The sequence below is a fragment of the Faecalimonas nexilis genome, assembly GCF_059731825.1.
The window spans coordinates 727,892-752,310 of sequence record NZ_AP029189.1 but is presented as its reverse complement, the minus strand read 5'-3'; the positions used below and the strand labels follow the sequence as shown (position 1 = coordinate 752,310).

20 protein-coding genes are annotated in these 24,419 nt (G+C 41.0%); 4 read left to right on the top strand and 16 right to left on the bottom strand.

Annotated features, from left to right (window positions below):
- Positions 1-38: 38 nt before the first annotated feature.
- From hisA to AC6I5B_RS03615, 5 genes are all read right to left on the bottom strand, one after another.
- Positions 39-827 carry a phosphoribosylformimino-5-aminoimidazole carboxamide ribotide isomerase gene (gene hisA, locus AC6I5B_RS03635; protein ID WP_071143412.1) on the bottom strand — a complete coding sequence of 263 codons (789 nt, stop codon included), beginning with the start codon at positions 825-827 and terminating at the stop codon, positions 39-41.
- Positions 828-916: 89 nt separating this feature from the next.
- A complete protein-coding gene (locus AC6I5B_RS03630) occupies positions 917-1,234 on the bottom strand; it encodes a hypothetical protein (RefSeq protein ID WP_004613630.1) in 318 nt (105 codons plus the stop codon).
- Between the two features lie 123 nt (positions 1,235-1,357).
- Complete coding sequence (gene dapB, locus AC6I5B_RS03625) at positions 1,358-2,116, bottom strand: 4-hydroxy-tetrahydrodipicolinate reductase (protein ID WP_022249954.1); 759 nt, start codon at positions 2,114-2,116, stop codon at positions 1,358-1,360.
- A gap of 120 nt (positions 2,117-2,236) precedes the next feature.
- A complete protein-coding gene (dapA, locus tag AC6I5B_RS03620) occupies positions 2,237-3,121 on the bottom strand; it encodes a 4-hydroxy-tetrahydrodipicolinate synthase (RefSeq protein WP_022249953.1) in 885 nt (294 codons plus the stop codon).
- Between the two features lie 84 nt (positions 3,122-3,205).
- Positions 3,206-3,835, bottom strand: a complete 630-nt coding sequence (locus tag AC6I5B_RS03615) for a single-stranded DNA-binding protein (RefSeq protein ID WP_004613627.1) — start codon at positions 3,833-3,835, stop codon at positions 3,206-3,208.
- 254 nt (positions 3,836-4,089) lie between these two features.
- On the opposite strand from AC6I5B_RS03615, the gene typA reads away from it, so the two are divergent.
- Together typA and hpf are read left to right on the top strand one after the other, a co-directional pair.
- Positions 4,090-5,913, top strand: coding sequence for a translational GTPase TypA (typA, locus tag AC6I5B_RS03610; protein ID WP_004613626.1), 1,824 nt, complete (start codon positions 4,090-4,092; stop codon positions 5,911-5,913).
- A gap of 140 nt (positions 5,914-6,053) precedes the next feature.
- Positions 6,054-6,590, top strand: a complete 537-nt coding sequence (gene hpf, locus AC6I5B_RS03605; RefSeq protein ID WP_004613625.1) for a ribosome hibernation-promoting factor, HPF/YfiA family — start codon at positions 6,054-6,056, stop codon at positions 6,588-6,590.
- Positions 6,591-6,623: 33 nt separating this feature from the next.
- On the opposite strand, the gene AC6I5B_RS03600 is transcribed toward hpf, so the two are convergent.
- Entirely contained in the window at positions 6,624-7,280 is a 657-nt protein-coding gene (locus tag AC6I5B_RS03600) for a YigZ family protein (protein WP_004613624.1), read from the bottom strand.
- A gap of 167 nt (positions 7,281-7,447) precedes the next feature.
- Here AC6I5B_RS03600 and AC6I5B_RS03595 point away from each other — a divergent pair, with 167 nt between their 5' ends.
- Positions 7,448-9,973 (top strand): transglycosylase domain-containing protein, encoded by a 2,526-nt coding sequence (locus tag AC6I5B_RS03595; protein ID WP_497773626.1) that lies wholly within the window; start codon positions 7,448-7,450, stop codon positions 9,971-9,973.
- Positions 9,974-10,016: 43 nt separating this feature from the next.
- Here the strand turns inward: AC6I5B_RS03595 and AC6I5B_RS03590 are convergent, their stop codons facing one another.
- The 6 genes from AC6I5B_RS03590 to ftsH all read right to left on the bottom strand — a co-directional run bounded on the left by AC6I5B_RS03590 (position 10,017) and on the right by ftsH (position 17,349).
- Positions 10,017-10,949 (bottom strand): ROK family glucokinase, encoded by a 933-nt coding sequence (locus tag AC6I5B_RS03590; RefSeq protein ID WP_004613622.1) that lies wholly within the window; start codon positions 10,947-10,949, stop codon positions 10,017-10,019.
- Positions 10,950-10,962: 13 nt separating this feature from the next.
- Positions 10,963-11,886 (bottom strand): HPr(Ser) kinase/phosphatase, encoded by a 924-nt coding sequence (gene hprK, locus AC6I5B_RS03585; protein ID WP_004613621.1) that lies wholly within the window; start codon positions 11,884-11,886, stop codon positions 10,963-10,965.
- A 47-nt stretch (positions 11,887-11,933) separates the two neighbouring features.
- Positions 11,934-13,772, bottom strand: a complete 1,839-nt coding sequence (gene uvrC / locus AC6I5B_RS03580) for an excinuclease ABC subunit UvrC (protein ID WP_004613620.1) — start codon at positions 13,770-13,772, stop codon at positions 11,934-11,936.
- A 103-nt stretch (positions 13,773-13,875) separates the two neighbouring features.
- Positions 13,876-14,079: a sulfurtransferase TusA family protein gene (locus AC6I5B_RS03575; protein WP_004613619.1), complete on the bottom strand. Its 204-nt coding sequence runs from the start codon at positions 14,077-14,079 to the stop codon at positions 13,876-13,878.
- Between the two features lie 33 nt (positions 14,080-14,112).
- Positions 14,113-15,207, bottom strand: a complete 1,095-nt coding sequence (gene yedE / locus AC6I5B_RS03570) for a YedE family putative selenium transporter (protein ID WP_004613618.1) — start codon at positions 15,205-15,207, stop codon at positions 14,113-14,115.
- Positions 15,208-15,348: 141 nt separating this feature from the next.
- Positions 15,349-17,349 carry an ATP-dependent zinc metalloprotease FtsH gene (ftsH, locus tag AC6I5B_RS03565; protein WP_497773625.1) on the bottom strand — a complete coding sequence of 667 codons (2,001 nt, stop codon included), beginning with the start codon at positions 17,347-17,349 and terminating at the stop codon, positions 15,349-15,351.
- 193 nt (positions 17,350-17,542) lie between these two features.
- On the opposite strand from ftsH, the gene AC6I5B_RS03560 reads away from it, so the two are divergent.
- Positions 17,543-19,021, top strand: coding sequence for a DUF1846 domain-containing protein (locus AC6I5B_RS03560; RefSeq protein ID WP_004613615.1), 1,479 nt, complete (start codon positions 17,543-17,545; stop codon positions 19,019-19,021).
- 55 nt (positions 19,022-19,076) lie between these two features.
- Here the strand turns inward: AC6I5B_RS03560 and AC6I5B_RS03555 are convergent, their stop codons facing one another.
- The 4 genes from AC6I5B_RS03555 to AC6I5B_RS03540 all read right to left on the bottom strand — a co-directional run bounded on the left by AC6I5B_RS03555 (position 19,077) and on the right by AC6I5B_RS03540 (position 24,368).
- Entirely contained in the window at positions 19,077-20,915 is a 1,839-nt protein-coding gene (locus AC6I5B_RS03555; protein WP_004613614.1) for an ABC transporter ATP-binding protein, read from the bottom strand.
- Complete coding sequence (locus AC6I5B_RS03550) at positions 20,908-23,145, bottom strand: ABC transporter ATP-binding protein (protein ID WP_004613613.1); 2,238 nt, start codon at positions 23,143-23,145, stop codon at positions 20,908-20,910. The genes AC6I5B_RS03555 and AC6I5B_RS03550 overlap by 8 nt, the downstream gene beginning before the upstream one ends.
- Before the next feature lie 18 nt (positions 23,146-23,163).
- On the bottom strand, positions 23,164-23,592 hold the full coding sequence (locus AC6I5B_RS03545; protein WP_004613612.1) for a MarR family winged helix-turn-helix transcriptional regulator: 429 nt from the start codon (positions 23,590-23,592) through the stop codon (positions 23,164-23,166).
- A gap of 200 nt (positions 23,593-23,792) precedes the next feature.
- Positions 23,793-24,368, bottom strand: coding sequence for a CD3073 family putative ECF transporter S component (locus AC6I5B_RS03540; RefSeq protein ID WP_022249947.1), 576 nt, complete (start codon positions 24,366-24,368; stop codon positions 23,793-23,795).
- Positions 24,369-24,419: the final 51 nt, after the last annotated feature.

Here is a 24,419-nt window from a genome sequence, read left to right as displayed (position 1 = left end):
CACTATATACATTGCAGTTCAACAAATTTATAAACTGTTCACAAACTCTTTCGCAAATGGTCACATTTTTTTACGTTCTCGTATGGAATCTGCCCACCAAACAAATCTAGTGCACTTCCAATTGTAAAATTTAACTTCTCTTTTCCCGCACACCGAAATGCTTCCAAATCTTCCAGACTTCCTATTCCGCCTGCATAAGTAATCGGTATACCATCCCACTTTGCAAGCAGTTCCACAAGCGGCAGTTCTACTCCTGATGATTTTCCCTCCACATCTACCCCATGTATCAGAAATTCATCACAGTAATCTGAAAGCTGGTCCAATAATGATATCGTCACCTTCACATTGGTGAATGTCTGCCATCGGTTTGTCACAATATAGTAAAAATCCTCTTTTTTTCTGCAGCTTAAATCAAGCACGATTCGCTCTTTTCCGACTGTCTCCTTGAGTTTTTGCAAATTCTCCCACTTTACTTCTCCATCTCGAAAAACATATGATGTGACAATGACGTGACTTGCTCCTGCATCCAGATATTCCTTCGCATTCTCTGCGGTAACTCCTCCACCGATCTGCATTCCTTGCGGATATGCACGCAGTGCCTCCAACGCCTGCTTTTTTGTGGCATCAAAATATTCTGATGTACTTGGATTCAGCAATATAATATGTCCTCCTCGAATACCATCTTTTCGATAGAGATTTGCATAAAACCGCGCATCATATTCCGAAGTAAAATTTGTGATTGCCTGATCACCTTCATCTTTCAGTGACCCTCCGACAATCTGCCTGACAGCTCCATTATGTATGTCAATACAAGGTCTGAATTGCATATTTCTTCCCTCACTTTTGCAATTTTCGTTTAGTATAGCATTTTTTGCCAAAAAAAGGAACGCTTTTTCACGTTCCCTTCCATAAATAATTATTTTGTTGCGTCATTTACGTTTTTGTCAGTCGTCTTATCCGGTGTCTGGTCTGTCGCATCATCCGTCATATCCCTGACACCATCTCTTACATTGTCAACACCTTTTTCTACATCGTCGACACCATCTTTCACGGCATTGCCCAGATCATCGATCACACCATCTCCATTGTTGTCTTTTGTCGGATCGGTTGTCGTATTTTTGTCGGTTGTTGTATTGTTTGCCGCATCATCTTTTGTATTGCTTCCACAGCCTGTTGTTGAGCAAAGTACTCCAACGCACAGCATACACAAGATTACTTTTTTCAATTTTTTCATTTTTTTACTCCCTTTCTTTCATGTAGTACCATTAAGAATTACTTCTTATCATGTAATATCTGCATTTTTCTCAAATATATACTTCACTTTTCATTGGGAGTTTTTTCCTTTTTTTGACTATTTTTAAAATTGGATCACGTCGCTCATATCGTAAAGACCGGCTCCTTTTCCTTTCAGGAACTTTCCTGCCTCCACTGCACCTTTTGCGAACACCGCTTTCGAATATGCAGTATGTTTGAATTCAATGACTTCATCTTCTCCTGCGAAAATCACCTCATGCTCTCCTACAATTGTGCCGCCTCTCACTGCTGAAATTCCAATCTCCTTTTTCTCACGTTTTTCACGCACCTGGCTTCTGTCATAAGTATAACGGTATTCATTGTCCAGTGCTTCATTGATCGAATCCGCCATTGCAAGTGCAGTTCCGCTCGGCGCATCCACTTTCTGATTATGATGTTTTTCGACAATCTCAATGTCAAACCCCGCTGGTGCAAGCACTTTTGCCGCATCCTGAAGCAGTTTTAATAACATATTGACTCCCAATGACATATTCGCAGATTTTAAAACCGCAACTTTCTTGCTTGTCTCTTCTACTTTCTTTAGCTGCTCCTCTGATAACCCTGTAGTGCACAGTACAACCGGAACCTGTTTTTCCACACAGTAGTCAAGCAGCCCGTCCACTGCTGCCGCGTTCGAAAAATCAATGATTGCATCTGCCTTGATATCACACTTTTCAATACTTTCAAATACGGGATAATCATTCGCAATTCCAGTATAGGCATCTATTCCTGCTGCCATCTCGACATTCGGGTCTTCTTTTACTATCTTACTGATAACTTGTCCCATTTTTCCATTGCAGCCATGCATAATCAATTTTGTCATATTCGTTTCCTCCCTGTTCACAGTTATTTATATTATAAAATAACACAAAAAAAGAGAGTTTGCAAAAACAAACTCTCCTACCTCTACATTCTTTTGCATAAAATCACTGTTCACAGCGATCTATAAAATCCCAAAATCTTTCATCGCTTTCTTTAACGTTTCCGTATGTGCCTCTGTAAGCTCCGTCAACGGCATACGAAGTCCTCCAACTTCCATTCCCATCAGGTTCATCGCTTTTTTCACAGGAATTGGATTCACTTCACAGAATAACTGCTCAATCAAAGGCAATGCATTTAACTGTAATTCCATACTTCCTTTTACATCACCTTCAAAGAATTTTGCACAGATATCGTGCGTCTCTTTTGGGGCGATATTAGACAATACAGAAATCACACCTTTTCCGCCAAGGGACATAATCGGCACAATCTGATCATCATTTCCTGAATACAAGTCGACCTTTCCATCTGTCAGGTTCATAATCTTCGCAACCTGAGAAATATTCCCCGAAGCTTCCTTGATTCCGACAATGTTATCCACATTCTTCACAAGATGCGCAACTGTCGCCGGCTCAATATTGCAGCCTGTTCTGCTTGCCACACTGTACATGATAATTGGCGCTTTAGCTTCATTCGCAACCGCTGTATAATGTTGAATCAATCCGGCCTGTGTTGCTTTATTATAATATGGGGTGACAACCAGTAATCCATCTGCCCCGTACTCTGCTGCCGCTTTTGACAATTCAATTGCTGTTCTTGTACAGTTTGATCCCGTTCCCGCGATAACCGGAACTCTTCCTTTTGTGAAATCAATTGTCTTTTTAATACAGTCCAGATGTTCTTCTTCTGTCATCGTCGCAGACTCACCTGTCGTGCCACAAATCACAATACTGTCTGTCCCGTTATTGCAATGATAATCAATCAATTCTTCTAATTTTTCATAATTAATACTTCCATCCGCATGAAATGGTGTGATAATCGCCACTCCTGCCCCTGTAAAAATAGCCATTCTAGTCCTCCTTACATACCGAGTTCTCAGTTCTCTCTTACAGGATTTTAGCACCATTCACAGGCAATGTCAATGCACGTGAACTCATTCTTCTACACATTCCAGTTTGCTTACAGAAACTTCATATGCAATCCGTTTCTGCGTCTCTGTCTCTGTCAGTTTTTTTATATATTCCCGGCTCTGAATCCGCCCTAATATCTGCACATGTTCTCCGACTTCAAAGCCAGATGCAAATCTTGCATTTCTTCCCCAGCAGATGCATGGTATGTAATCCGATTTCCCATATGGTCTGTTTACAGCCAGCAGAAGATCTGCAATCTCTCTTCCAAGCGGTGTCTTTCTGTAAATCGGTGTTTTGCAGATATAGCCATCTAAAAAGATACTGTTTGTCTTTGCCCCATCAAGCTCTTCTTCCACAAATGTTACCTCTCTTACAAATACAGAAAGTACAAGTCTGTTTTTTTGTTCATCATGATGATTATAGGAGCGGAATTGCCCTGTTACCATAATATATTCCCCTGTGTAATCCTGATGCACATCAATCAGCCTCTCTGAAATCATCAGCGGAATACGATCGTCTGAATTGCTCAAACGCTTCACAAGCACTTCCACCATATAAAAGCCTTCCCCGAATACCTCGTGGCTGAATGTAAACTGAGACGCCACCTCTCCCATAATCGTTACCTGGTTGTTTTCAATAATCTTATCTGACATGAATTGTAGTTCTCCCTTCCTCTTCGCAGTATTTTTTAGTCACTACTAAGTCTATTTCTATTTTACACACTTTAGAACTTTTTGCCTTAAAAACCGTGCGCCAATTCTCGACAGCCTTTCTCGACATTTTCTATATTTCTCACTTAAACTCTTGTATTCTGTTAATAATATGATAAACTATATGAGTTATATTTTAAAACCTTTGCTTTTATGGATATAAAAGCTTTTTGATAACAGAAAGAAGGTATTTTACAATGAAGAAACAAAGAGAAGATATTAGAAATATTGCCATCATCGCTCACGTTGACCACGGAAAGACAACACTGGTAGACGAGCTTTTAAAGCAAAGCGGTGTATTCCGCGCCAATCAGGAAGTGGCTGAGCGTGTCATGGATTCCAACGATATCGAGCGTGAACGTGGAATCACTATTTTGGCAAAAAATACAGCCGTATACTATAAAGATACGAAGATCAACATCATCGACACACCTGGACATGCCGATTTCGGCGGTGAGGTAGAGCGTGTCTTAAAGATGGTAAACGGTGTTATCCTTGTCGTAGATGCATTTGAAGGTGCGATGCCTCAGACAAAATTCGTATTGAAAAAAGCGTTGGAGTTACAGCTTCCGGTCATCGTCTGCATCAATAAAATTGACCGTCCGGAGGCAAGACCGGAAGAGGTCATCGACGAGATTTTAGAATTGTTCATGGATCTTGACGCATCTGACGAACAGTTGGACTGCCCATTTGTATATGCATCTGCCAAAGCCGGACATGCCATCTTAGATTTGACAGATGAACCGGAAAATATGATTCCATTATTCGAGACAATTTTAGATTATATCCCTGCTCCGGAAGGTGATCCTGACACCGATACACAGGTTCTTATCAGCACGATCGACTACAATGAATATGTCGGACGTATTGGTATCGGAAAAGTAGACAACGGTACGATCGCCGTAAATCAGGACATGGTTGTCGTAAACGCCCACGAACCTGACAAACAGAAAAAAGTAAAAATCAGCAAATTATATGAATTTGACGGACTCAACAAAGTAGAAGTAAAAGAGGCAACAATCGGATCGATCGTTGCAATTTCAGGAATTTCAGATATTTCTATCGGTGACACACTCTGTTCTCCTGAAAATCCGGTTGCAATCCCATTCCAAAAGATTTCAGAACCAACGATTGCAATGCAGTTTATCGTCAATGACAGCCCATTTGCCGGACAGGAAGGAAAATTTGTAACGTCCCGCCACCTGCGTGACCGTCTGCTGCGTGAATTGAATACAGATGTCAGTCTCCGTGTCGAAGAGTCAGAAAACGCAGACAGTTTCCGTGTATCCGGACGTGGTGAACTTCACTTGTCCGTTCTTATCGAAAACATGAGACGTGAAGGTTATGAATTTGCAGTAAGCAAGGCGGAAGTTCTCTATAAAAAAGATGAGAACGGCAAACTCTTAGAGCCAATCGAGACTGCATACATCGACGTACCGGATGAATTTACCGGAACAGTCATCGACAAGTTAAGTCAGCGAAAAGGAGAACTCCAGAATATGAGCGCCTCCAACGGGACAACTACAAGACTGGAATTTTCAATCCCTGCAAGAGGTCTGATCGGATACCGTGGGGAATTCATGACAGACACAAAAGGAAATGGAATTTTAAATACTGCATTTGACGGCTACGCACCATATAAAGGAGACATTCAGTATCGCAAACAAGGTTCTCTGATTGCTTTTGAAACTGGCGAATCTGTTACTTACGGATTGTACAGCGCTCAAGAGCGAGGTACTCTCTTTATCGGGGCCGGAGAAAAGGTATATTCCGGAATGGTCATCGGACAGAACGGAAAAGCTGAAGATATTGAACTCAACGTATGTAAAACAAAACATTTAACAAACACCCGCTCTTCCGGTGCCGATGATGCGCTCAAGCTTACAACTCCACGTATTTTGAGCTTGGAAGAAGCGCTTGATTTTATCGATACCGACGAGCTGTTAGAAGTAACACCACAGTCACTTCGTATCCGTAAAAAAATTCTGGATTCCAAGATGAGAAAAAGAGGAAAACTATAGTTTTCGAGTTTTTTCTTATTTTAGCTTTATTTGTCAGTTTTTTTATATTATTTTTAGAATTTTCTCGTTATTTTTATTGCATGTCCCATCATTTGGTTGTATAATAAGACCATAAAATATATCGCAAAGGGGTTGGAGACATGAACTATATTATTAGCGGCAAAAATATCGATGTAACACCTGGTTTAAAATCAACCATCGAGCAAAAATTAGGAAAACTGGAAAGGTATTTCACTCCTGATACTGAAATTATCGTGACACTCAGTGTTGAAAAAGAGCGTCAGAAAATTGAGGTAACTATCCCTGTCAAAGGTCACATTATTCGTTCCGAACAAGTGAGTGACGATATGTATGTATCCATTGACTTAGTGGAAGAAGTAATTGAACGTCAGCTTCGCAAGTATAAGAACAAATTAATTGCAAGACAGCAGGAAGGCGGGAACTTCCAATCAGAATTCTTCGAGGCAGAGCAGGATACTTCTAACAACGATGAGATTAAGATTATTCGTACAAAACGTTTTGGAATCAAGCCTATGTTCCCAGAAGACGCATGTGTTCAGATGGAACTTCTTGGACATAACTTCTTCGTATTCAGCAATGCTGAGACAGATGAAGTGAACGTTGTCTACAAACGTAAGAACAACACATACGGTCTGATTGAACCGGAATTCCAATAGAAGATAAGAAAGAGGTGCTCACGCACCTCTTTTTCAATCTTTAAAAGTCTTCATTTCCCCATCTATCTCCGCGAAGTAGCACTCCTCTTCTATCTCCATGACAGCTTTTCCATTCGTGCCTTCTGTAATCTCATTTCGCACTGTTTTGAGTTCCTCCGCCGGAATTAACGCAGTCAGCTCCACCTGATCAGTGTACACAGAATCAAGTACCGACAGTCCTCTCTGCCCCAAAATATACTGTATTTTTCCAAGTCCTGTATAATCTGTCTGTATCCGAAGTTTATACCCGTGCAATTTGGTAATAATCTTACTAGCGGAAAGTCCCGCCTGTACCGAACCGGAATAAGCTCTCACAAGTCCACCTGTTCCAAGAAGCGTTCCTCCAAAATACCTTGTCACAACAACTGCTGTGTCATGAATCTCCTCGCCAAGCAGGACATCTAGCATTGGTTTCCCAGCTGTACCACTTGGCTCTCCATCATCACTGCATCTTTGGATTTGAAACTGCTCACCGATTACATAGGCAGAGCAATTGTGCGTTGCATTCCAATACTTTTTCTTCATGCTTTCGATAAACGCAATCGCCTCTTCTTCTGTCTTTACCGGAATGACCGTCGCAATGAATCTTGACTTTTTTTCAACGGTCTCCCCTTCGCCGCCTTGATATACTGTTTTATATTTTTCTAACATGACATCACCTTTTCATTTTTCTTTCTGTATAACACTATATCAGGAAAGCAGGTATTTCCACAATATTTTCTTAAGTTTTTCCTAGCGAAATGTGAACTTTTCAAATTTCGCTTTATTTAAAACTATATCTTTGCTATAATGAACTTCGAATAAAGGAGGCAATATTCATGAATTATGGAAAAAAGAAAGCTTCAAAACGGCAGAAGAATGTTACTTCAAAAGCCGCTATGAAGAAAAAACGAGCTGGTGTCCGCCTTTTCAAGGCCATGCTGCTTACCTGTCTTGTCGCGATTGTACTATGTGTCGCCGGCGGCGGACTTTTCATCAAAAAGATGATTGATGATGCTCCAGATATCACCCCGGAAGATGTAAAACCTTCTAAGTTTACCACACAGGCACTTGCCGATGATGAGACAACCGTTCTTGATACTTTCGTAGATGCCGGTGCCAACCGTGTCTATAAATCAATTGACGAGATTCCAAAAGATCTGCAGAATGCGTTTGTTGCAATCGAAGACTCTCGTTTCTACGAACATAACGGTATTGATTTGAAAGGTATCGTAAGAGCCGGATTAAAAGGTATTATATCCGGACATTTTTCGGAAGGTGCGAGTACACTGACCCAACAGCTTATAAAGAACAATGTTTTTCCTAATTTCGTAAATGAAGATACGTTTTTTGACCGTGTAGAACGTAAGCTTCAAGAGCAATATCTGGCTCTGGAAATTGAAAAACAGATGACCAAAAGTAAAATTCTTGAAAATTATCTGAATACAATTAACCTTGGACAAAATACCCTCGGTGTACAGGCCGCTTCGAAGCGTTATTTTGGAAAAGATGTCAGTGAACTGACTTTATCAGAATGTGCGACGATTGCTGCAATCACACAGAACCCTGGAAAATATAACCCTGTCACTAACCCTGACAAGAATGCGGAGCGCCGCGAAAAGGTTCTCAATGATATGAAAGAACAGGGATATATCAATCAGACACAGTATGATGAGGCGCTTGCCGATCCTGTATATGAACGGATTCAGGCTACCAATGCCCAATACGAGGACAGTACTTCTGTCAGCTCCTATTTTATAGATGCTGTGGCAGATGAAGTTATCGAAGATCTCGTGAACGAGATGGGATATACAGAAACACAGGCCTACAATGCCGTGTATAGTGGCGGACTTAGCATCATCACCACACAGAATGTTGAGATGCAGAAGATTTGTGAGGAAGAACTCAGTGACGACAGCAATTACCCTTCGAATATCGAATGGGGCATCAGTTGTGCAATCACTGTGACTCATCCGGACGGAACACAGGACAATTATGATCACAATACGATGCGTAATTATCTGTATGAGAAAACCGGTGATAAATATTGTTTGACACAGTCGACGCAGGAAGAGGCGAATGCAAAAGTAGAGGAATACATCGCAGCGATCACCTCAGAAGGCGATACCGTAGACAAACGTGTAAAACTTTCCCCTCAGCCACAGGCTTCTATTGTCGTTATGGATCAATATACCGGACATGTCAAAGCAATGGTCGGAGGACGCGGAGAAAAGACCGAGAGCCGAAGCCTGAACCGTGCTACGCAATCCTATAAACAGCCTGGTTCCTGCTTTAAGATTTTATCCACATACGCACCTGCATTGGATGTGCATGGCGATACACTTGCAACTGTAATTGAGGATTCTCCATTTTCTTACTCAAATGGTCGTGAAGTAAAAAACTGGTGGGGAAGCAATTATAAAGGCAATATGACTATTCGAGAATGTATTGAACAGTCAGCTAACGTATGTACGGTGAAGAAATTTACAGAGATCACACCTACACTTGGATTCAAATATCTGACTGAAAACTTTAACCTGACTACTTTAGATTCCAAGAGCGATATCGTACAGGCTGCCTGCCTTGGTGGTATCTCAAAAGGTGTTTATAATATCGAGATGACTGCTGCCTACGCAGCAATTGCAAACGGCGGTGTTTACACAGAGCCAGTTCTGTACACAAAGATTTATGACCATGACGGAAATCTGTTATTTGAAAAAACACCAAAGACACATACAGCTATTAAAGAGACAACTGCTGCATTACTCACAAATGCTATGGAAGGTGTTATCACAAACGGTACTGGTACTGCTGCCAGAATGTCTAACATGCCGGTTGCCGGAAAAACAGGTACTACAACAGACAGCGTTGACCTTTGGTTATCTGCCTACACTCCATACTTAACAGCTTCTGTATGGACGGGTTATGATGATAACAAACCGATGGAAGGTCTTAGCCAAAGTTTCCATATGAAGATTTGGAAAAATGTTATGGAACGTATTCATGAAGGATATGAGTATAAAGATTTCGAGATGCCATCTTCCATTGAGAAAAAGACGATTTGTGCAAAAACCGGAAAACTTGCAAGCAGTGAAGCCTGCAGTGCCTATACGGAATATTTTGCACCGGGAACTGCTCCTACTCAGAGTTGTCCTGGACACGTAGTTGAAAAGCCTGATACAGATGCGAATTCTTCTGACACCTCAGGTGAAACTGACGATACAACAGACAACAATAGCGGAACAACCACTCCGCCATCTGATAACAGCAGTGACAGCAGCGGAAATACAAGCGGTGGCGACAGTAGCAGCAACAGTGGCAGTAACAGCGACAGCGAAACTCCACCTACTCCGCCAACCCCTTAAAAAATAAGACATTGCATTCTGCAATGTCTTATTTTTATAGTTCCTATTTTAATACCATCTTTGCCGCTCCGAAGATTCCTGCATCATTTCCAAGCTGTGCCAATGCAAATCTTACTTTTTTATTTGCAAAGAACACTCTTTCTTTATATGCCTTTTCTACATAATCCAATAAAATCTCTCCAGCTTTCGATACGCCGCCTCCGATTACGATTGCCTCCGGATCTACCAATGCTGCAATGTTTGCCAGTGCATATCCCAGATAACGTCCGAATTCTTCCGCAATTTCCATTGCGACCTGATCTCCTGCCTTCACCGCATCAAACACATCTTTTGCTGTCAAATTCTCTGCATTTAATACTGTATCTGCTGTACCTGCTTCCAGTTTTTTCTTTGCAAGACGCACAATTCCTGTCGCAGATGCATATTGTTCCAAACATCCACGGTTGCCACATCCACATTGATCTGTCTCTTCATAGTTCACACAGATATGACCAATCTCTCCGCCGGCGCCATTTGCACCTGTCAAAATCTGGCCATCAATGATAATTCCACCGCCGACACCTGTCCCAAGTGTCACCATCACAATATTTTTCTGTCCAAGACCGCCGCCTTTCCACATCTCACCGAGTGCTGCCACGTTCGCATCATTTCCAACTTTTACTTTGATTCCTGTCAATTCCTCAAGCTCATGCTTTACTTCTTTATATTCCCATCCAAGGTTTGCTGTGCCATTGACGATTCCATCTTCTGATACCGGTGCCGGTACTCCGACACCAATTCCTAAAACTGCTTCTTTCGGAATTGCATGCTCTTTTAATTTCTCCGCAACAGAATATGCTACATCAGGAAGAATTGCCGATCCCTTATTCTCTGTTCTCGTTTTGATCTCCCACTTGTCCACAGTTTCTCCATCAAATTTAAAAATTCCCATTTTTACAGTTGTTCCACCAATATCTACTCCAAAACAATAATTCATCTTTCTTTTTCTCCTACTTTCTTGTCAAACTTTCCTGTACACGTCTGTATAATTCCTGTGCTGCATTGTATCCCATCTGTTTTTGTCTATGGTTAACAGAAGCAGATTCTACGATAATCGCAAGGTTACGTCCCGGACGGATCGGAATCGAATGGCACACAACTTTATTTCCTAAAAATTCTGTGTATTCTTCTTCCAGTCCAAGTCTGTCATATTCTTTTTCTTTGTTCCAATCTTCCAGTGTAATCACAAGATCGATTGTCTGTGTCTCCCTTACACTCTGTACACCGAACAGTGTCTTTACATCCACAATACCAATACCACGAAGTTCAATCAAATGCTTCGTAATATCCGGTGCAGATCCAACGAGCGTATCATCACTGACTCTTCTGATCTCGACTACGTCATCTGTAACAAGACGATGTCCTCTTTTTATTAATTCCAGCGCTGCTTCACTCTTGCCGATACCGCTTTCCCCCATAATAAGAACGCCAACACCATACACATCCACCAAAACACCGTGGATAGAAATACAAGGCGCCAATTCCACATTCAGCCAGCGAATCAACTCAGCCTGAAACGGTGATGTCTTCTGCTCTGTGGAGAATACAGGGGTATCAGTCTCATTTGCCTGCTTTAACAACTCCTCATCCGGGAAAATCTCTGTTGTAAACACAAGACAAGGAATTTTATAAGATAAAAGCTGTTTGTATATCTTCTTTTTCTGTTCCATCGGCAGTGTCTGTAAATAAGTATATTCGACATATCCGATTACCTGCACACGCTCTGAATCAAAGTGATCAAAGTATCCAGTCAACTGCAAAGCCGGACGGTTGATATCCGGTACTGTAAGACATTTTTCTGTCATATCAATATCTGGTGTCAGATTTTTCAAATTCATCTTTTCCACCATCTTACTCATTTTTACTCCTGACATGTTTCTCTTCCTTTCCTACTTTTTATTACTCTTTTTCTAGTATAACATTAATGAAAAAAGTTGTATACGTCCTTTGCAGACTTTTCATTCATAGAAGGTAAATTTTTTAATTCCTCTACACTTGCGTTCTTGATTGCATCAAGATTCATAAAATGCTTCATCAACGCTTTTCTCCTTGCCTGCCCGATTCCAGGAATATCATCCAAAATCGAATGCACCTGTCCCTGACTTCTAAGCTTCCTGTGAAACTCAATCGCAAATCTGTGCGCCTCATCCTGTATTCTCGTGATCAGCTTAAACCCTTCTGAATTCCGGTCAATTGGGATTTCAATATTATTATAGTAAAGTCCTCTCGTGCGGTGGTTATCATCTTTCACCATGCCGCACACCGGAATCTGCAGATGTAATTTGTCAAGCACTGCAAGTGCGACATTTACCTGACCTTTTCCCCCATCCATCATGATCAAGTCTGGGAACACATGGAAACTTCCAAGCTCTTTCCCATCTTGGCGTTCTTTCAGACCATGCTCAAAACGCCTTGTCAGAACTTCCTCCATACTGGCATAGTCATCTGCCCCCTGAACGCCTTTGATTTTAAATTTTCGGTAATCATTTCTCTTTGGCTTTCCTTTTTCGTATACAACCATAGAGCCTACCGATGCAAATCCATTTGTATTCGATATATCAAATGCCTCCATACGCACAATACCACTCAAATCTAAAAGCTTTTCAATCTCTTTGACTGCCCCGATTGTTCGTCCTTCTTCCCTTTTCAGTCTTTCCTTATCCGTGTTTAAAACTAACGCAGCATTCTTTCTCGCAAGCTCCACCAACTTTTCCTTTTCTCCTTTTTTCGGTACACGGATATGCACACGGTGCTCACGCTTCTTTGAGAGCCACTCTTCTAATATCTCGCGTTCTTCAAGTTCTTCCTGAATCATCAATTCCGCCGGAATAAACGGTGTGCCGGCATAGAACTGTTTGATAAAGCTCTCAAGAATCTGCCCCTTCGATTCTTCCGAAGAATTACGCAAAAAGAAATGGTCTCGCCCAATCAGCCTTCCTCCCCGTATAAAAAAGACCTGTACAACCGCATCTTCTGCATCCTTTGCCACTGCAAGAATATCCCGATCCTCCCCACTGCTGTCTGTAATCTTTTGTTTCTGTGCGATCTTCTTTACACTGCCAAGTAATTCCCGATATTCGATCGCTTTTTCAAACTCCATCTTCTCAGAAGCTTCTAACATTTTTTCTTCCAAATCTTTTAAAATCACATCATAATGCCCATTTAAAAACCGAATCACCTCATGGATGGATTCCCGATATTGCTCTTCTGAAATATATCCCTGACAAGGCGCTTTGCACTGCTTGATATGATAGTTCAGACAAGGTCGGTCTTTTCCAATATCTTTTGGCAGATTTCGATTGCAGCTTCTGATATGATAAAGCTTCCGAATCAGCTCAATTGTATCTTTCACTGCCCCGGCGCTTGTATAAGGTCCAAAATATTTTGCTTTGTCCTTTTTCATCGTCCTCGCCATCATAATACGCGGAAATGGTTCGTTCACCGTCACCTTGATAAAGGGATACCCTTTGTCATCCATCAACATCGTGTTATACTTTGGACGGTGCTCTTTGATCAAATTACATTCCAGTACAAGCGCTTCCAATTCCGAATCTGTCACAATATACTCAAAACGACGTATATGTGTCACCATCTGTTCAATCTTTGCCCCTTTGTTTCTGCTTGTCTGAAAATACTGACGTACCCGATTCTTCAAACTGATTGCTTTTCCCACGTAGATAATGTGATCTTTTTCATCATGCATCAGATATACCCCCGGTTTTGCCGGAAGCTTTTTCAACTCTTCTTCTATGTCAAACATCTTTTTACTCCATCTTTTTTCGTTTTTTCCATTATAGCATAGATTAAGGGTACAGGAAACGCTGCATTTCCTGTACCCTCAATAAAACTTGCTTTCTTTTAGACTAACCTATCACAATCTCAAATTCCGAGCCTACTTCTTTTGTACTTACCTTTTTCCCATGATCTTTGGCAAATTTCTCTACATTCGTTCTCTGGTGCGGCTCACTCACCAAAACTTTTATCTGCCCTTTCTGTTTCTTTAATGCCTCCGCCGTCATCATCAATGGCTCCGGACAAGATAATCCCCTTGCATCTACTTCATACATATTTCATTTCCTTCTTTCTCTTTTTCAAGATATCTACGCTGTTTTTCTTTTATTTCCCACAAATGCAATGATAAATAATACGACAATACAGATGATACATGCCACTTTTCCTGCTGGTGCTGCTGCTCCGGCTGTGATAACTCCTTCTGCATCTGCTGCTGTTCCGCTTGAAGCAAGTCCCAAATTGTGGCAAAGGGCTGCTCCTACAAACATTCCGATCACAGTCATTCCTGCATCAGATGATCCCTGCCCTGCAAGAACAAGCTGACGAAGTGGACAACCACCCGCTAAAGTTGCCGCAAATCCTACCGTATACATACCTAGAATGTTCCATAAATGATCTGAGTGCGCAATAATTCCAGGTGTGTCAAAACCTAAAATAAAATTTCCTGTTGCGATATTGTAAATCAACATTACAACAAATAAGCCACCGATCACCGATAACAGATCAAAATTTTTCATAAGAATGACGTCTCGAATACTTCCTGCAAAACACATTCTTGACTTTTGGGCAAATGCGCCAAATAACAATCCGCCAATCAATGCGATTACAATCGGCGCATGTTTACTTCCCGGTCCCTCTGTGCTGGACGCCAGAAGCGTTGTTCCGACTGCAAGAATCAAAATTCCCACCATAAGTACCGGCAGCACTGCTCCGCTCATCTTGTTCGTTTCATGTGCCCTTCCAAGGCTGAAACCTTTTTTCAATGCAACAATCCCAGTTGCAATTCCAAGAATAAATCCAATCAATGCCACATACGCATTCAAATCCCCTGCCGACATACGAAGTACCATTCGAAGCGGACATCCTAAAAATACCAATGACCCAATCATGATAGCAATTCCGAGGACAAAACGTGTCATCGGAGATGATCCTGCTGTAGAACGATATTCTTTTGTAGCCGCTGAAATCACAAATGCACCTACCACAATCCCGATAATCTCAGGTCTTGCATACTGTACAACCGCTGCCTGATGCATCTTCAATGCACCTGCTGTGTCTCGAATAAAACAGGCAACACAGATTGCCATATTTGCCGGATTACCAAAATAGGCTAGCACCGCTGCAATCACACCGCATAACGCACCGGCCAATGCTAATTTTTTCTTTGAATCTGAAAAGTTCATTTTCAAATCCCCCTTTCTTTGTTCTCATATAAAAATTGTAGCATATCGGTAATTTACGGTCTAATTGCTTTATCTTATAATCCTCATAGGAAATTTCTATAAATATGTAACAGAAAATGAGGTGGAAATCCACCTCATTTTCTACTCTTCATTATCATGATGCTCTTGTGCTGCTTCTGCAAATTCACTTTCTTCTACAACTGCTATCGCTTCTTTCTTTTCCTCTTGTACCGTCTCTTCTTTTAAAACGTCCTCTTTTGAAGTCTCTTCCTCTTCCATTTCAATGCCTTGTACTTCATGGAAAATCTTCATGAATTCTTTTCCTGTGATTGTCTCTTTCTCAATCAAAAATGCAGCAATCTTATCTAGCGCTTCTCTGTTCTCCGTCAAAAGACGTTTTGCTTCTTCATAAGCTGCTTTTAACATCTTCATAACTTCCTGATCGATCTCTGCTGCAGTTGCCTCACCGCAATTCAATACTGCACGACCGTCCAGATATCTGTTCTGGATAGATTCCAATCCCATCAATCCGAACCGCTCTGACATACCATATTGAGTGATCATCGCTCTTGCTACCTTTGTAGCCTGTTCAATATCATTCGATGCACCTGTTGTCACTGTGTCGAAAACAATCTCTTCTGCCGCACGACCTCCAAGCATACCGACAATCATCGCTTCCAGTTCTTTCTTTGTATTCAGGAACTTTTCTTCTTCCGGTGTATGCATAACATAACCAAGAGCTCCCATTGTCCTTGGCACAATGGTAATCTTCTGCACTGGCTCAGAATCTTTTTGCAGAGCACTCACAAGCGCATGTCCTACCTCGTGGTAAGAGACGATTCTTCTTTCTTCTGCATTCATAATGCGATCCTTTTTCTCCTTACCGACAAGAACTACTTCCACCGCTTCAAATAAATCTGCCTGCAATACAACATTTCGGCCATTCTTGACTGCATTGATGGCAGCCTCATTGATCATATTTGCTAAATCTGAACCAACTGCTCCTGAAGTTGCTAGCGCAATTGCCTCCAAATCTACTGTCTCATCCATCTTTACATCTTTTGCATGTACTTTTAATACATCAATACGCCCCTTTAAATCCGGCTTATCCACAATAATTCTTCTGTCAAAACGTCCCGGTCTCAAAAGTGCCGGATCCAAAATCTCTGGTCTGTTTGTTGCTGCCAGCAAAAGCAATCCCTTATCCGTATCAAATCCATCCATCTCAGCTAACAGCTGATTCAGCGTCTGTTCACGCTCGTCATTGCTTCCCATACTGTTATCACGGCTTTTTCCTATTGCATCAATCTCATCAATAAAAATGATACATGGAGCCATCGACTGTGCCTGCTTGAACAAATCTCGCACTCTCGATGCACCGACCCCGACGTACATCTCTACAAATGCCGAACCAGACAATGAGAAAAATGGTACTTTTGCTTCTCCCGCTACCGCTTTTGCAAGCAATGTCTTACCTGTTCCCGGAGGTCCTACTAATAGTGCACCTTTTGGAAGCTTGGCTCCAATTCCTGTATATTTTCCCGGATTATGCAGGAAATCCACAACTTCCTGAAGAGATTCTTTCGCTTCATCCTGCCCGGCAACATCTTTAAATGTAACCCCTGTCTGCTTCTCCACATACATCTTGGCATTGCTCTTTCCAACTCCCATCATTCCGCCGCCTTTTGCCATCTTCTTCATGAGATAATTCAAAACGACAAAAATCAATACAAACGGAAGGATCAATGTCACAAATATGTTCAGTAAAACGGCACTTGTAGAGTCCGGAATTTTTTCACCGAATCTCACATCCGCCTTTTCTAAACGGTCAACCAGCTTACTGTCCTCCATACTTCCGGTGTAACCGGTGTAATATGTCACCTTTACCTGCGGCAGACCATTTTTCTTTTCTGTCTTCGGTGTGATGATCAGCTGATTCGTATCAAATACAACTTCTTCAATTTTCTTGTCATCTAGCATCTTCAGGAACTCACTGTAACTAATCTCCTTCGATGTCGTCTTCTGCATAAATGAGTATAGTCCTAATACCAAAAATACAGTTACCAGAGTCGTAATGATAATAATACTCCAATTCTGTTTATTGTTCTTAGGATTTTTATTATTGTTCTGGTTATTATCCATCTTTATCCTCCTAATCTCTATCTTCTTTATTATAAGTACTGCTTTTCTATAAATCAATAAAAACATTATGAAATACGCAAATACTTTTCTAAAACTTTTGTAAAATAATCTATTTTGTAGTATACTATCCTAGTGCATTTATTATGCCATTGAACAATGTAGGAAAAACTTTTAATAGAGGGATGGATTACTTATGAAAATTGGATTTGATAACGAAAAGTATTTAAAAATGCAGTCGGAACATATTCGAGAACGGATTAATCACTTTGATAACAAACTTTATTTGGAGTTTGGCGGAAAATTATTTGACGATTATCATGCTGCCCGCGTATTACCTGGATTTGCTCCCGACAGCAAACTCCGATTATTGATGCAGCTGTCAGATCAGGCGGAGATCGTAATTGTAATCAGTGCCGGAGACATTGAAAAGAATAAAGTCCGCGGAGACCTTGGAATCACATACGATTCAGATGTCTTGAGACTGATGGACTCTTTTAAAGAAAAAGGATTGTTTGTCGGAAGTGTCGTAATCACACAATATTCCGGTCAGGGAAGTGCAAATTTATTCAAAGCTCGTTTGGAAAAACTTGGAATCAAAGTGTATACACACTACTCCATCGAAGGATATCCATCTAATATTCCGTTGATCGTAAGTGATGAAGGTTATGGAAAGAATGATTATATTGAGACATCCAGACCACTTGTCATCATCACTGCACCTGGTCCTGGAAGCGGTAAGATGGCAACTTGCCTTTCACAGTTGTATCACGAACATAAGAGAGGGATCCGCGCCGGATATGCAAAATTTGAGACGTTCCCAATTTGGAATATTCCGCTAAAGCATCCTGTGAACCTTGCTTATGAGGCTGCAACAGCTGACTTAAATGATGTGAACATGATCGACCCGTTCCACTTGGATGCCTACGGAGTCACAACAGTCAACTATAATCGTGACGTTGAGATTTTCCCAGTTCTAGATGCTATTTTCGAACGAATTTACGGAGAAAATCCTTATAAGTCTCCAACAGATATGGGCGTTAACATGGCTGGAAATTGCATCTGTGATGATGACGCTTGCCGCGAAGCTTCCAATCAGGAGATTATCCGCCGTTATTACGCTGCATTAAATGGATTGGCGGAAGGAACTGCACAGGAGGAAGAAGCATTCAAGATTGAACTTCTGATGAAACAGGCTCATATCACAGTGGAAGACAGAAAAGTGGTGGATGCCGCGCTCAAACGTGCCGAAGAAACGAATGGTCCTGCTGCTGCTATGGAACTTCCAAACGGACAGATTATCACTGGAAAGACTTCCTGTCTTCTCGGTGCATCCTCAGCACTGCTTTTGAATGCCCTAAAAAATCTTGCCGGATTGAATGACGAATTACACTTGATTTCACCAAGTGTAATTGAACCGATTCAAAAGTTAAAGACAGAATACCTTGGAAGTATCAATCCAAGACTTCACACAGATGAAATTCTGATTGCGCTTTCTATCTGTGCTGCTACAGATGACAACGCAAAACTTGCTTTGGAACAGATTCCTAAGTTAAGTGGATGTCAGGCTCACACTTCTGTAATGCTTTCTTCTGTGGACATCAAGCAATTTAAACGTTTGAACGTTCAACTCACTTCAGAAGCAAAGTATGAAAACAAACGAATTTATCACTAATTTTATAAAAAGTAAGACGAGAGAAATCTTCCATTTCCCTCGTCTTCTTTTTTATTTATGCACTCGTTTTTTCAAACTGTGAATTATAAAGTTCTGCATAAAATCCATTTTGTTTCAGCAATTCCTCGTGATTTCCCTGCTCGATAATATCACCGTCTTTCATCACAAGAATCAGATCCGCATCACGAATCGTAGACAATCTGTGCGCAATGATAAAACTTGTTCTTCCTCGCATGAGGTTATCCATTGCTTTTTGAATCCGCACTTCAGTTCGCGTATCTACCGAACTTGTCGCCTCATCCAAAATCAAAATCTTCGGATCTGCAAGAATCGCTCTCGCAATCGTCAAAAGCTGCTTCTGTCCCTGAGAAACATTGCTTGCCTCCTCATTCAGTTCCATATCATAGCCGTTCGGAAGAGTCTGCACAAATCGATGTACATGAGCCGCTTTTGCTGCCTCAATAACTTCCTCGTCTGTCGCATCCAATTTTCCATACCGGATATTTTCCTTGATACTTCCATGGAATAACCATGTGTCCTGAAGAACCATTCCAAACATCTGACGAAGTTCACCTCGATTGAAATCTTTCAGGTTATGTCCGTCAATCAGAATCGCACCGCTGTTTACGTCATAGAAACGCATCAGCAATTTGATCATCGTCGTCTTTCCTGCTCCGGTCGGTCCAACAATCGCAATTTTCTGTCCCTGTTTTACCTTCGCTGAAAAATCATTGATAATAATCTTATCCGCATTATATCCGAAATGAACATGATCAAACTCCACATTTCCTTCCAGTCCCTCTACTGACACTGGATTTTGCGCAAATTGATCTTCCTCCTCTTCTTCCAGGAATTCAAACACTCTTTCCGAAGCGGCTGCTGTCGACTGCAGCATATTGGCAACCTGAGCTACCTGCGTAATTGGTTGTGTAAAGTTTCTTACATACTGGATAAAAGACTGGATATCTCCGACTTCAATCGTTTTCTTAATTGCAAGGTATCCTCCTAAGATTGCAACTGCAACATATCCAAGATTTCCCACAAACTGCATGATCGGCATCATCATTCCTGAGAAAAACTGTGATTTCCATGCTGACTGATACAGGATCTCATTTGTCTCATCAAACTCTTTGATGACATCTGCTTCCTTATTAAATGCCTTTACAATATTATGCCCGCCATAAACTTCTTCTACCTGACCATTCACATGTCCCAGATATTCCTGCTGGTTTTTAAAGTGTCTCTGTGATCGCTTTACGATTGTCGAAATCAATCCAAGCGAAATCGGAAGGATCAAAAGTGCCACAAGGGTCATCAGAGGACTGATGCTCAGCATCATGATCAAAACACCGATAATTGTTGTAAAAGAAGTAATGATCTGAGTTGCACTTTGGTTCAAACTCTGGCTTAGTGTATCAATATCGTTTGTCACACGTGACAATACTTCTCCATGTGTCCTTGTATCAAAATAGTTCATCGGCATACGATTGATTTTCTCTGAAATCTCTTTTCGAAGGCGATACGTCAGCTTCTGTGACACACCCGTCATAATATATCCCTGAATGAATGAAAATATTGCACTTGTTACATACAGGCACATCAGGAAAATCAAAATATGTGCGATTTTTTCAAAATCAATTCCGGAGCTTCCGGATACTTTTCCCACAAGTCCTGTAAAAATCTCTGTTGTCGCTTTTCCCAAAATTTTCGGTCCCGCGATATTAAAAATCGTACTTCCGATTGCAAAAAGGAGAACAAAAATCAATCCAATTTTATATTCGGAAAGATATTTCATCAATTTCTTGATTGTTCCTTTGAAATCTTTTGCCTTTTCTCCGGCTCCCATTCCTCCGTGTGGACCTCCGCCCATAGGGCCTCCCTGTCTTTTACTCATGACTCTTCTCCTCCTTTCCGAGTTTTCCTGCAAGTTCTTCTTCTGATAGCTGAGACATTGCGATCTGCTGATATACTTCACAAGTTTTCAGAAGTTCTTCATGCGTTCCTCTTCCTACTACTTTTCCTTCATCTAATACAATAATCTGCTCTGCATGCAAAATTGTACTGATTCGCTGTGCTACAATCAGGACGACACTGTCTGTTGTATGCTCCTTCAGAGCCTTTCGAAGTGCCACATCTGTCTTATAATCCAATGCTGAAAAGCTGTCATCGAAAATAAACACATCCGGCTGTTTTGCAATGGCACGCGCGATTGACAGACGCTGTTTCTGTCCACCTGATACATTTGCACCACCCTGTGCGATTCTGCTTTCATATTTTTTGTTCTTTTCTTCGATGAAATCACTTGCCTGTGCAATTGCTGCAGCCTCTTTCATCTCAGTTTCAGAACCATCCGGATTCCCATATAAAATATTGGATTCAATCGTTCCGGAGAACAGCACACCTTTTTGCGGCACGTATCCAAGACGATCACGCAATTCATGCTGTGTAATGTTTCTGATATCCTCTCCATCGATTGTGATACTTCCTTCTGTCACATCATAAAATCTCGGAATCAGATTTACCAACGTTGATTTTCCACTTCCGGTACTTCCGATGAATGCTGTAGTCTCTCCCGGTTGTGCCACAAAATTAATATCGTGCAGCACATCTTCTTCTGCCCCCGGATATCGGAATGACACATGATCAAATTTCACAACACCTTTTCCATCTTCTGGAAGCTGTTTTGGTTCTTTTGGATCATGAATCAAAGTCTCGCTTGTAAGGATCTCATCCACACGTGTTGCGGAAACAGCTGCTCTTGGGAGCATGATTGAAATCATACAAATCATTAGGAATGCCATGATAATCTGCATTGTGTACTGGATAAATGCCATCATATCTCCTACCTGCATCTGTCCGTCATTAATTCCATGTGCTCCACTCCACACGATCAGCACTGAAATTCCATTCATAATGAGCATCATAGTTGGCATCATAAATGTCATCGCTCTGTTTACAAATAGATTCGTTCTTGTCAAATCTTTGTTCGCCTTATCAAATCGTTCTTCTTCATGTTTTTCTGTGCTAAATGCACGGATAACAGAAAGTCCTGTCAATATTTCTCTTGTTACCAGATTTAATTTGTCGACCAGATTCTGCAACATCTTGAATTTCGGCATTGCCACAACAAACAATACAATCACAACACATAAGATCAGAGCTACTGCAAGTGCGATGATCCATGACATCGATACATTTGTGTGGAATACTTTAAACACACCACCCAGTCCAAGAATCGGTGCATAGATCACCAATCTCAGCATCATTACCGTCAGCATCTGAATCTGTTGAATATCATTCGTGCTTCTAGTGATCAAAGACGCAGTTGAGAATTTATCAAACTCCCCATTGGAGAACCCAACTACCTTCTTAAACACACCACTTCTCAAATCTCGTCCGGTAGCGGCCGCCACCTTTGATGCCATAAGACCTACAAGCACACTTGCCGCCATTCCTAAAAACGCAAGTGCGATCATCTTTGCACCAGTTGCAAACATATAATCTGTCTGCACTTTATCCATATCAATTCCCAGATTTTCATACGCAGACTTGATGTATATTGTGGCTGCCTGTTCCACCATCGTCTCCGGCATCTCTTCCATCTTTTCATCTAACTGCTTCGTCATCTGCAGCCTCTGTTCCTCTGGCATCATAGAAAGTACATCGTATATCGTTGTATCCTCCGTAAGCATCTCCTGAGGCACATTCGCAAATATTGCCTGTTTCATCTGTTTGCTCGTCTCAGAATCTGAATCAAATCCAGATACCAACAGCATTGGTTTTCCAAGGATATCAATTAATTTTTCTTCCTTATCTTCATCTTTCAACATATCGTCTTTAAGAACATAAGCATCTTTTTTATATGTCTTAGAATCTAACGTATAGGCATCCATCACAATTTTCTGATCATCCTTAGACACAAACAGCAATAACTTTTCCATGTCGTCTTTTGCAATCTGTTCCGGAATTGCCGAATCAATTCCTCCCTGTTGGATTCCAACATTTACAATATCAGAAGTGTATCCCGGCAGCGACAGATCACAATATGCCTGAATGATCAGCACTGCAACAATTGCAAGCACCGCACCTACACGTGGCTTCAAAAATTTAAATAATTTTCCCATCGTTTTGTCTTCCCCTTTCTAGTCTTTCTCGCCTTTTATAAGGTTCTCTTTCATTTGCAATAGCAATCTGTGAAGCAGCATAATCTCCTGCTCGCTCATATTTGCAAATGCCTCTTTCTCAAGCTGATGCAAAGCATCATCCATATTCTCTGCGATTTTTCTTCCCTTTTCTGTAATATAAATACGGGTAATTCTTTGATCCTTCTCATCCTGATGCTTTTCAATCAGATCTTCCGCTTCCATCTTTCGGATCATCACCGTAATAGACGGTGGCGTAATCCCCATTTTAGATGCAAGTTCCTTTTGTGAAAGTCCGTCATTTTGGCTTAATCCCCACAACATGCCGCATTGCCCAGGATGTATTTTCAAGTCCCGCAGTAAGTGCATACTTCTTTGAATATACAGATGCAGTACTTGGTTTACCAGCAACTGTGTATTATTCTCCATCCCTTTCTTCTCCTTTCCAAATTAGTTAGATGTCTAACCGTTATATTATTAGTATTCACTAAAAATGTCAATGAAAATCCTTCTATTTAACATTTTTTTTATATTTTTTGTCAAAATTTAATTAAATATCTAATTAACAAAAGCAGGAGTGACTACTTCTCACTCCTGCTGATAATGCGCATTTATTCTTCTTTTATAAACTATCTCTTATTTTTACCGAAACATTTTGGTTTCAAATTTCCCGGCAATGATAACACTACCAAATATACAATCAAAATAGAACCGATTTTATCAAGTAAATTATTGAATAACTTCGGTATAAATGATGCCGCAAAAATACCTGCTCCACTCTGTTTTAAGAACATTACCGCCACATCAGATATCGTACCTGTCAGTCCTCCATAAACTGCAATCCCAATCGGTGTCCCCACAACCGGCGCTGCAATTCCTGTAATGATTCCAACAACCAACGCCGTTACAAAATTAAATTTCACTTTACGGAATACAAAGCCGACAATCAACGCTACCACAATACTCACTAACATAAATGGCATTCCGGTAAACGAACCGCTAAAAAGGCTTGTCAAAATATTAGTCAACGCTCCAACAACTGCTCCATACCACGGTCCAAAATAAATTGCAATGAATATCGTCCCCATCACATCCAGATAAAATGGGAATTTCAACGCTGCCGTCACGATTCCAAGCACTATATTCAGTGCAATTGCGAGACCACACAACACAAGTCTTGTTGTCCCTGAAATTTCTTTGTTCATCTCTCTTTTCTCCTCCTTTAAATACATCTAAGACTATTTTATCAACACATC

Coding starts and splice junctions, on each gene's coding strand:
- AC6I5B_RS03540 (WP_022249947.1), bottom strand. CDS start 24,368: ATGAACAAAGAAATTTCAGGGACAACAAGACTTGTGTTGTGTGGTCTC.
- AC6I5B_RS03545 (WP_004613612.1), bottom strand. CDS start 23,592: ATGGAGAATAATACACAGTTGCTGGTAAACCAAGTACTGCATCTGTAT.
- hpf (WP_004613625.1), top strand. CDS start 6,054: ATGAACTATATTATTAGCGGCAAAAATATCGATGTAACACCTGGTTTA.
- yedE (WP_004613618.1), bottom strand. CDS start 15,207: ATGAACTTTTCAGATTCAAAGAAAAAATTAGCATTGGCCGGTGCGTTA.
- dapB (WP_022249954.1), bottom strand. CDS start 2,116: ATGACAAAATTGATTATGCATGGCTGCAATGGAAAAATGGGACAAGTT.
- hisA (WP_071143412.1), bottom strand. CDS start 827: ATGCAATTCAGACCTTGTATTGACATACATAATGGAGCTGTCAGGCAG.
- AC6I5B_RS03590 (WP_004613622.1), bottom strand. CDS start 10,949: ATGAATTATTGTTTTGGAGTAGATATTGGTGGAACAACTGTAAAAATG.
- AC6I5B_RS03630 (WP_004613630.1), bottom strand. CDS start 1,234: ATGAAAAAATTGAAAAAAGTAATCTTGTGTATGCTGTGCGTTGGAGTA.
- ftsH (WP_497773625.1), bottom strand. CDS start 17,349: ATGGATAATAACCAGAACAATAATAAAAATCCTAAGAACAATAAACAG.
- AC6I5B_RS03615 (WP_004613627.1), bottom strand. CDS start 3,835: ATGTCAGATAAGATTATTGAAAACAACCAGGTAACGATTATGGGAGAG.
- hprK (WP_004613621.1), bottom strand. CDS start 11,886: ATGTCAGGAGTAAAAATGAGTAAGATGGTGGAAAAGATGAATTTGAAA.
- AC6I5B_RS03555 (WP_004613614.1), bottom strand. CDS start 20,915: ATGAGTAAAAGACAGGGAGGCCCTATGGGCGGAGGTCCACACGGAGGA.
- dapA (WP_022249953.1), bottom strand. CDS start 3,121: ATGGCTATTTTTACAGGGGCAGGAGTGGCGATTATCACACCATTTCAT.
- AC6I5B_RS03600 (WP_004613624.1), bottom strand. CDS start 7,280: ATGTTAGAAAAATATAAAACAGTATATCAAGGCGGCGAAGGGGAGACC.
- typA (WP_004613626.1), top strand. CDS start 4,090: ATGAAGAAACAAAGAGAAGATATTAGAAATATTGCCATCATCGCTCAC.
- AC6I5B_RS03560 (WP_004613615.1), top strand. CDS start 17,543: ATGAAAATTGGATTTGATAACGAAAAGTATTTAAAAATGCAGTCGGAA.
- uvrC (WP_004613620.1), bottom strand. CDS start 13,772: ATGTTTGACATAGAAGAAGAGTTGAAAAAGCTTCCGGCAAAACCGGGG.
- AC6I5B_RS03550 (WP_004613613.1), bottom strand. CDS start 23,145: ATGGGAAAATTATTTAAATTTTTGAAGCCACGTGTAGGTGCGGTGCTT.
- AC6I5B_RS03595 (WP_497773626.1), top strand. CDS start 7,448: ATGAATTATGGAAAAAAGAAAGCTTCAAAACGGCAGAAGAATGTTACT.
- AC6I5B_RS03575 (WP_004613619.1), bottom strand. CDS start 14,079: ATGTATGAAGTAGATGCAAGGGGATTATCTTGTCCGGAGCCATTGATG.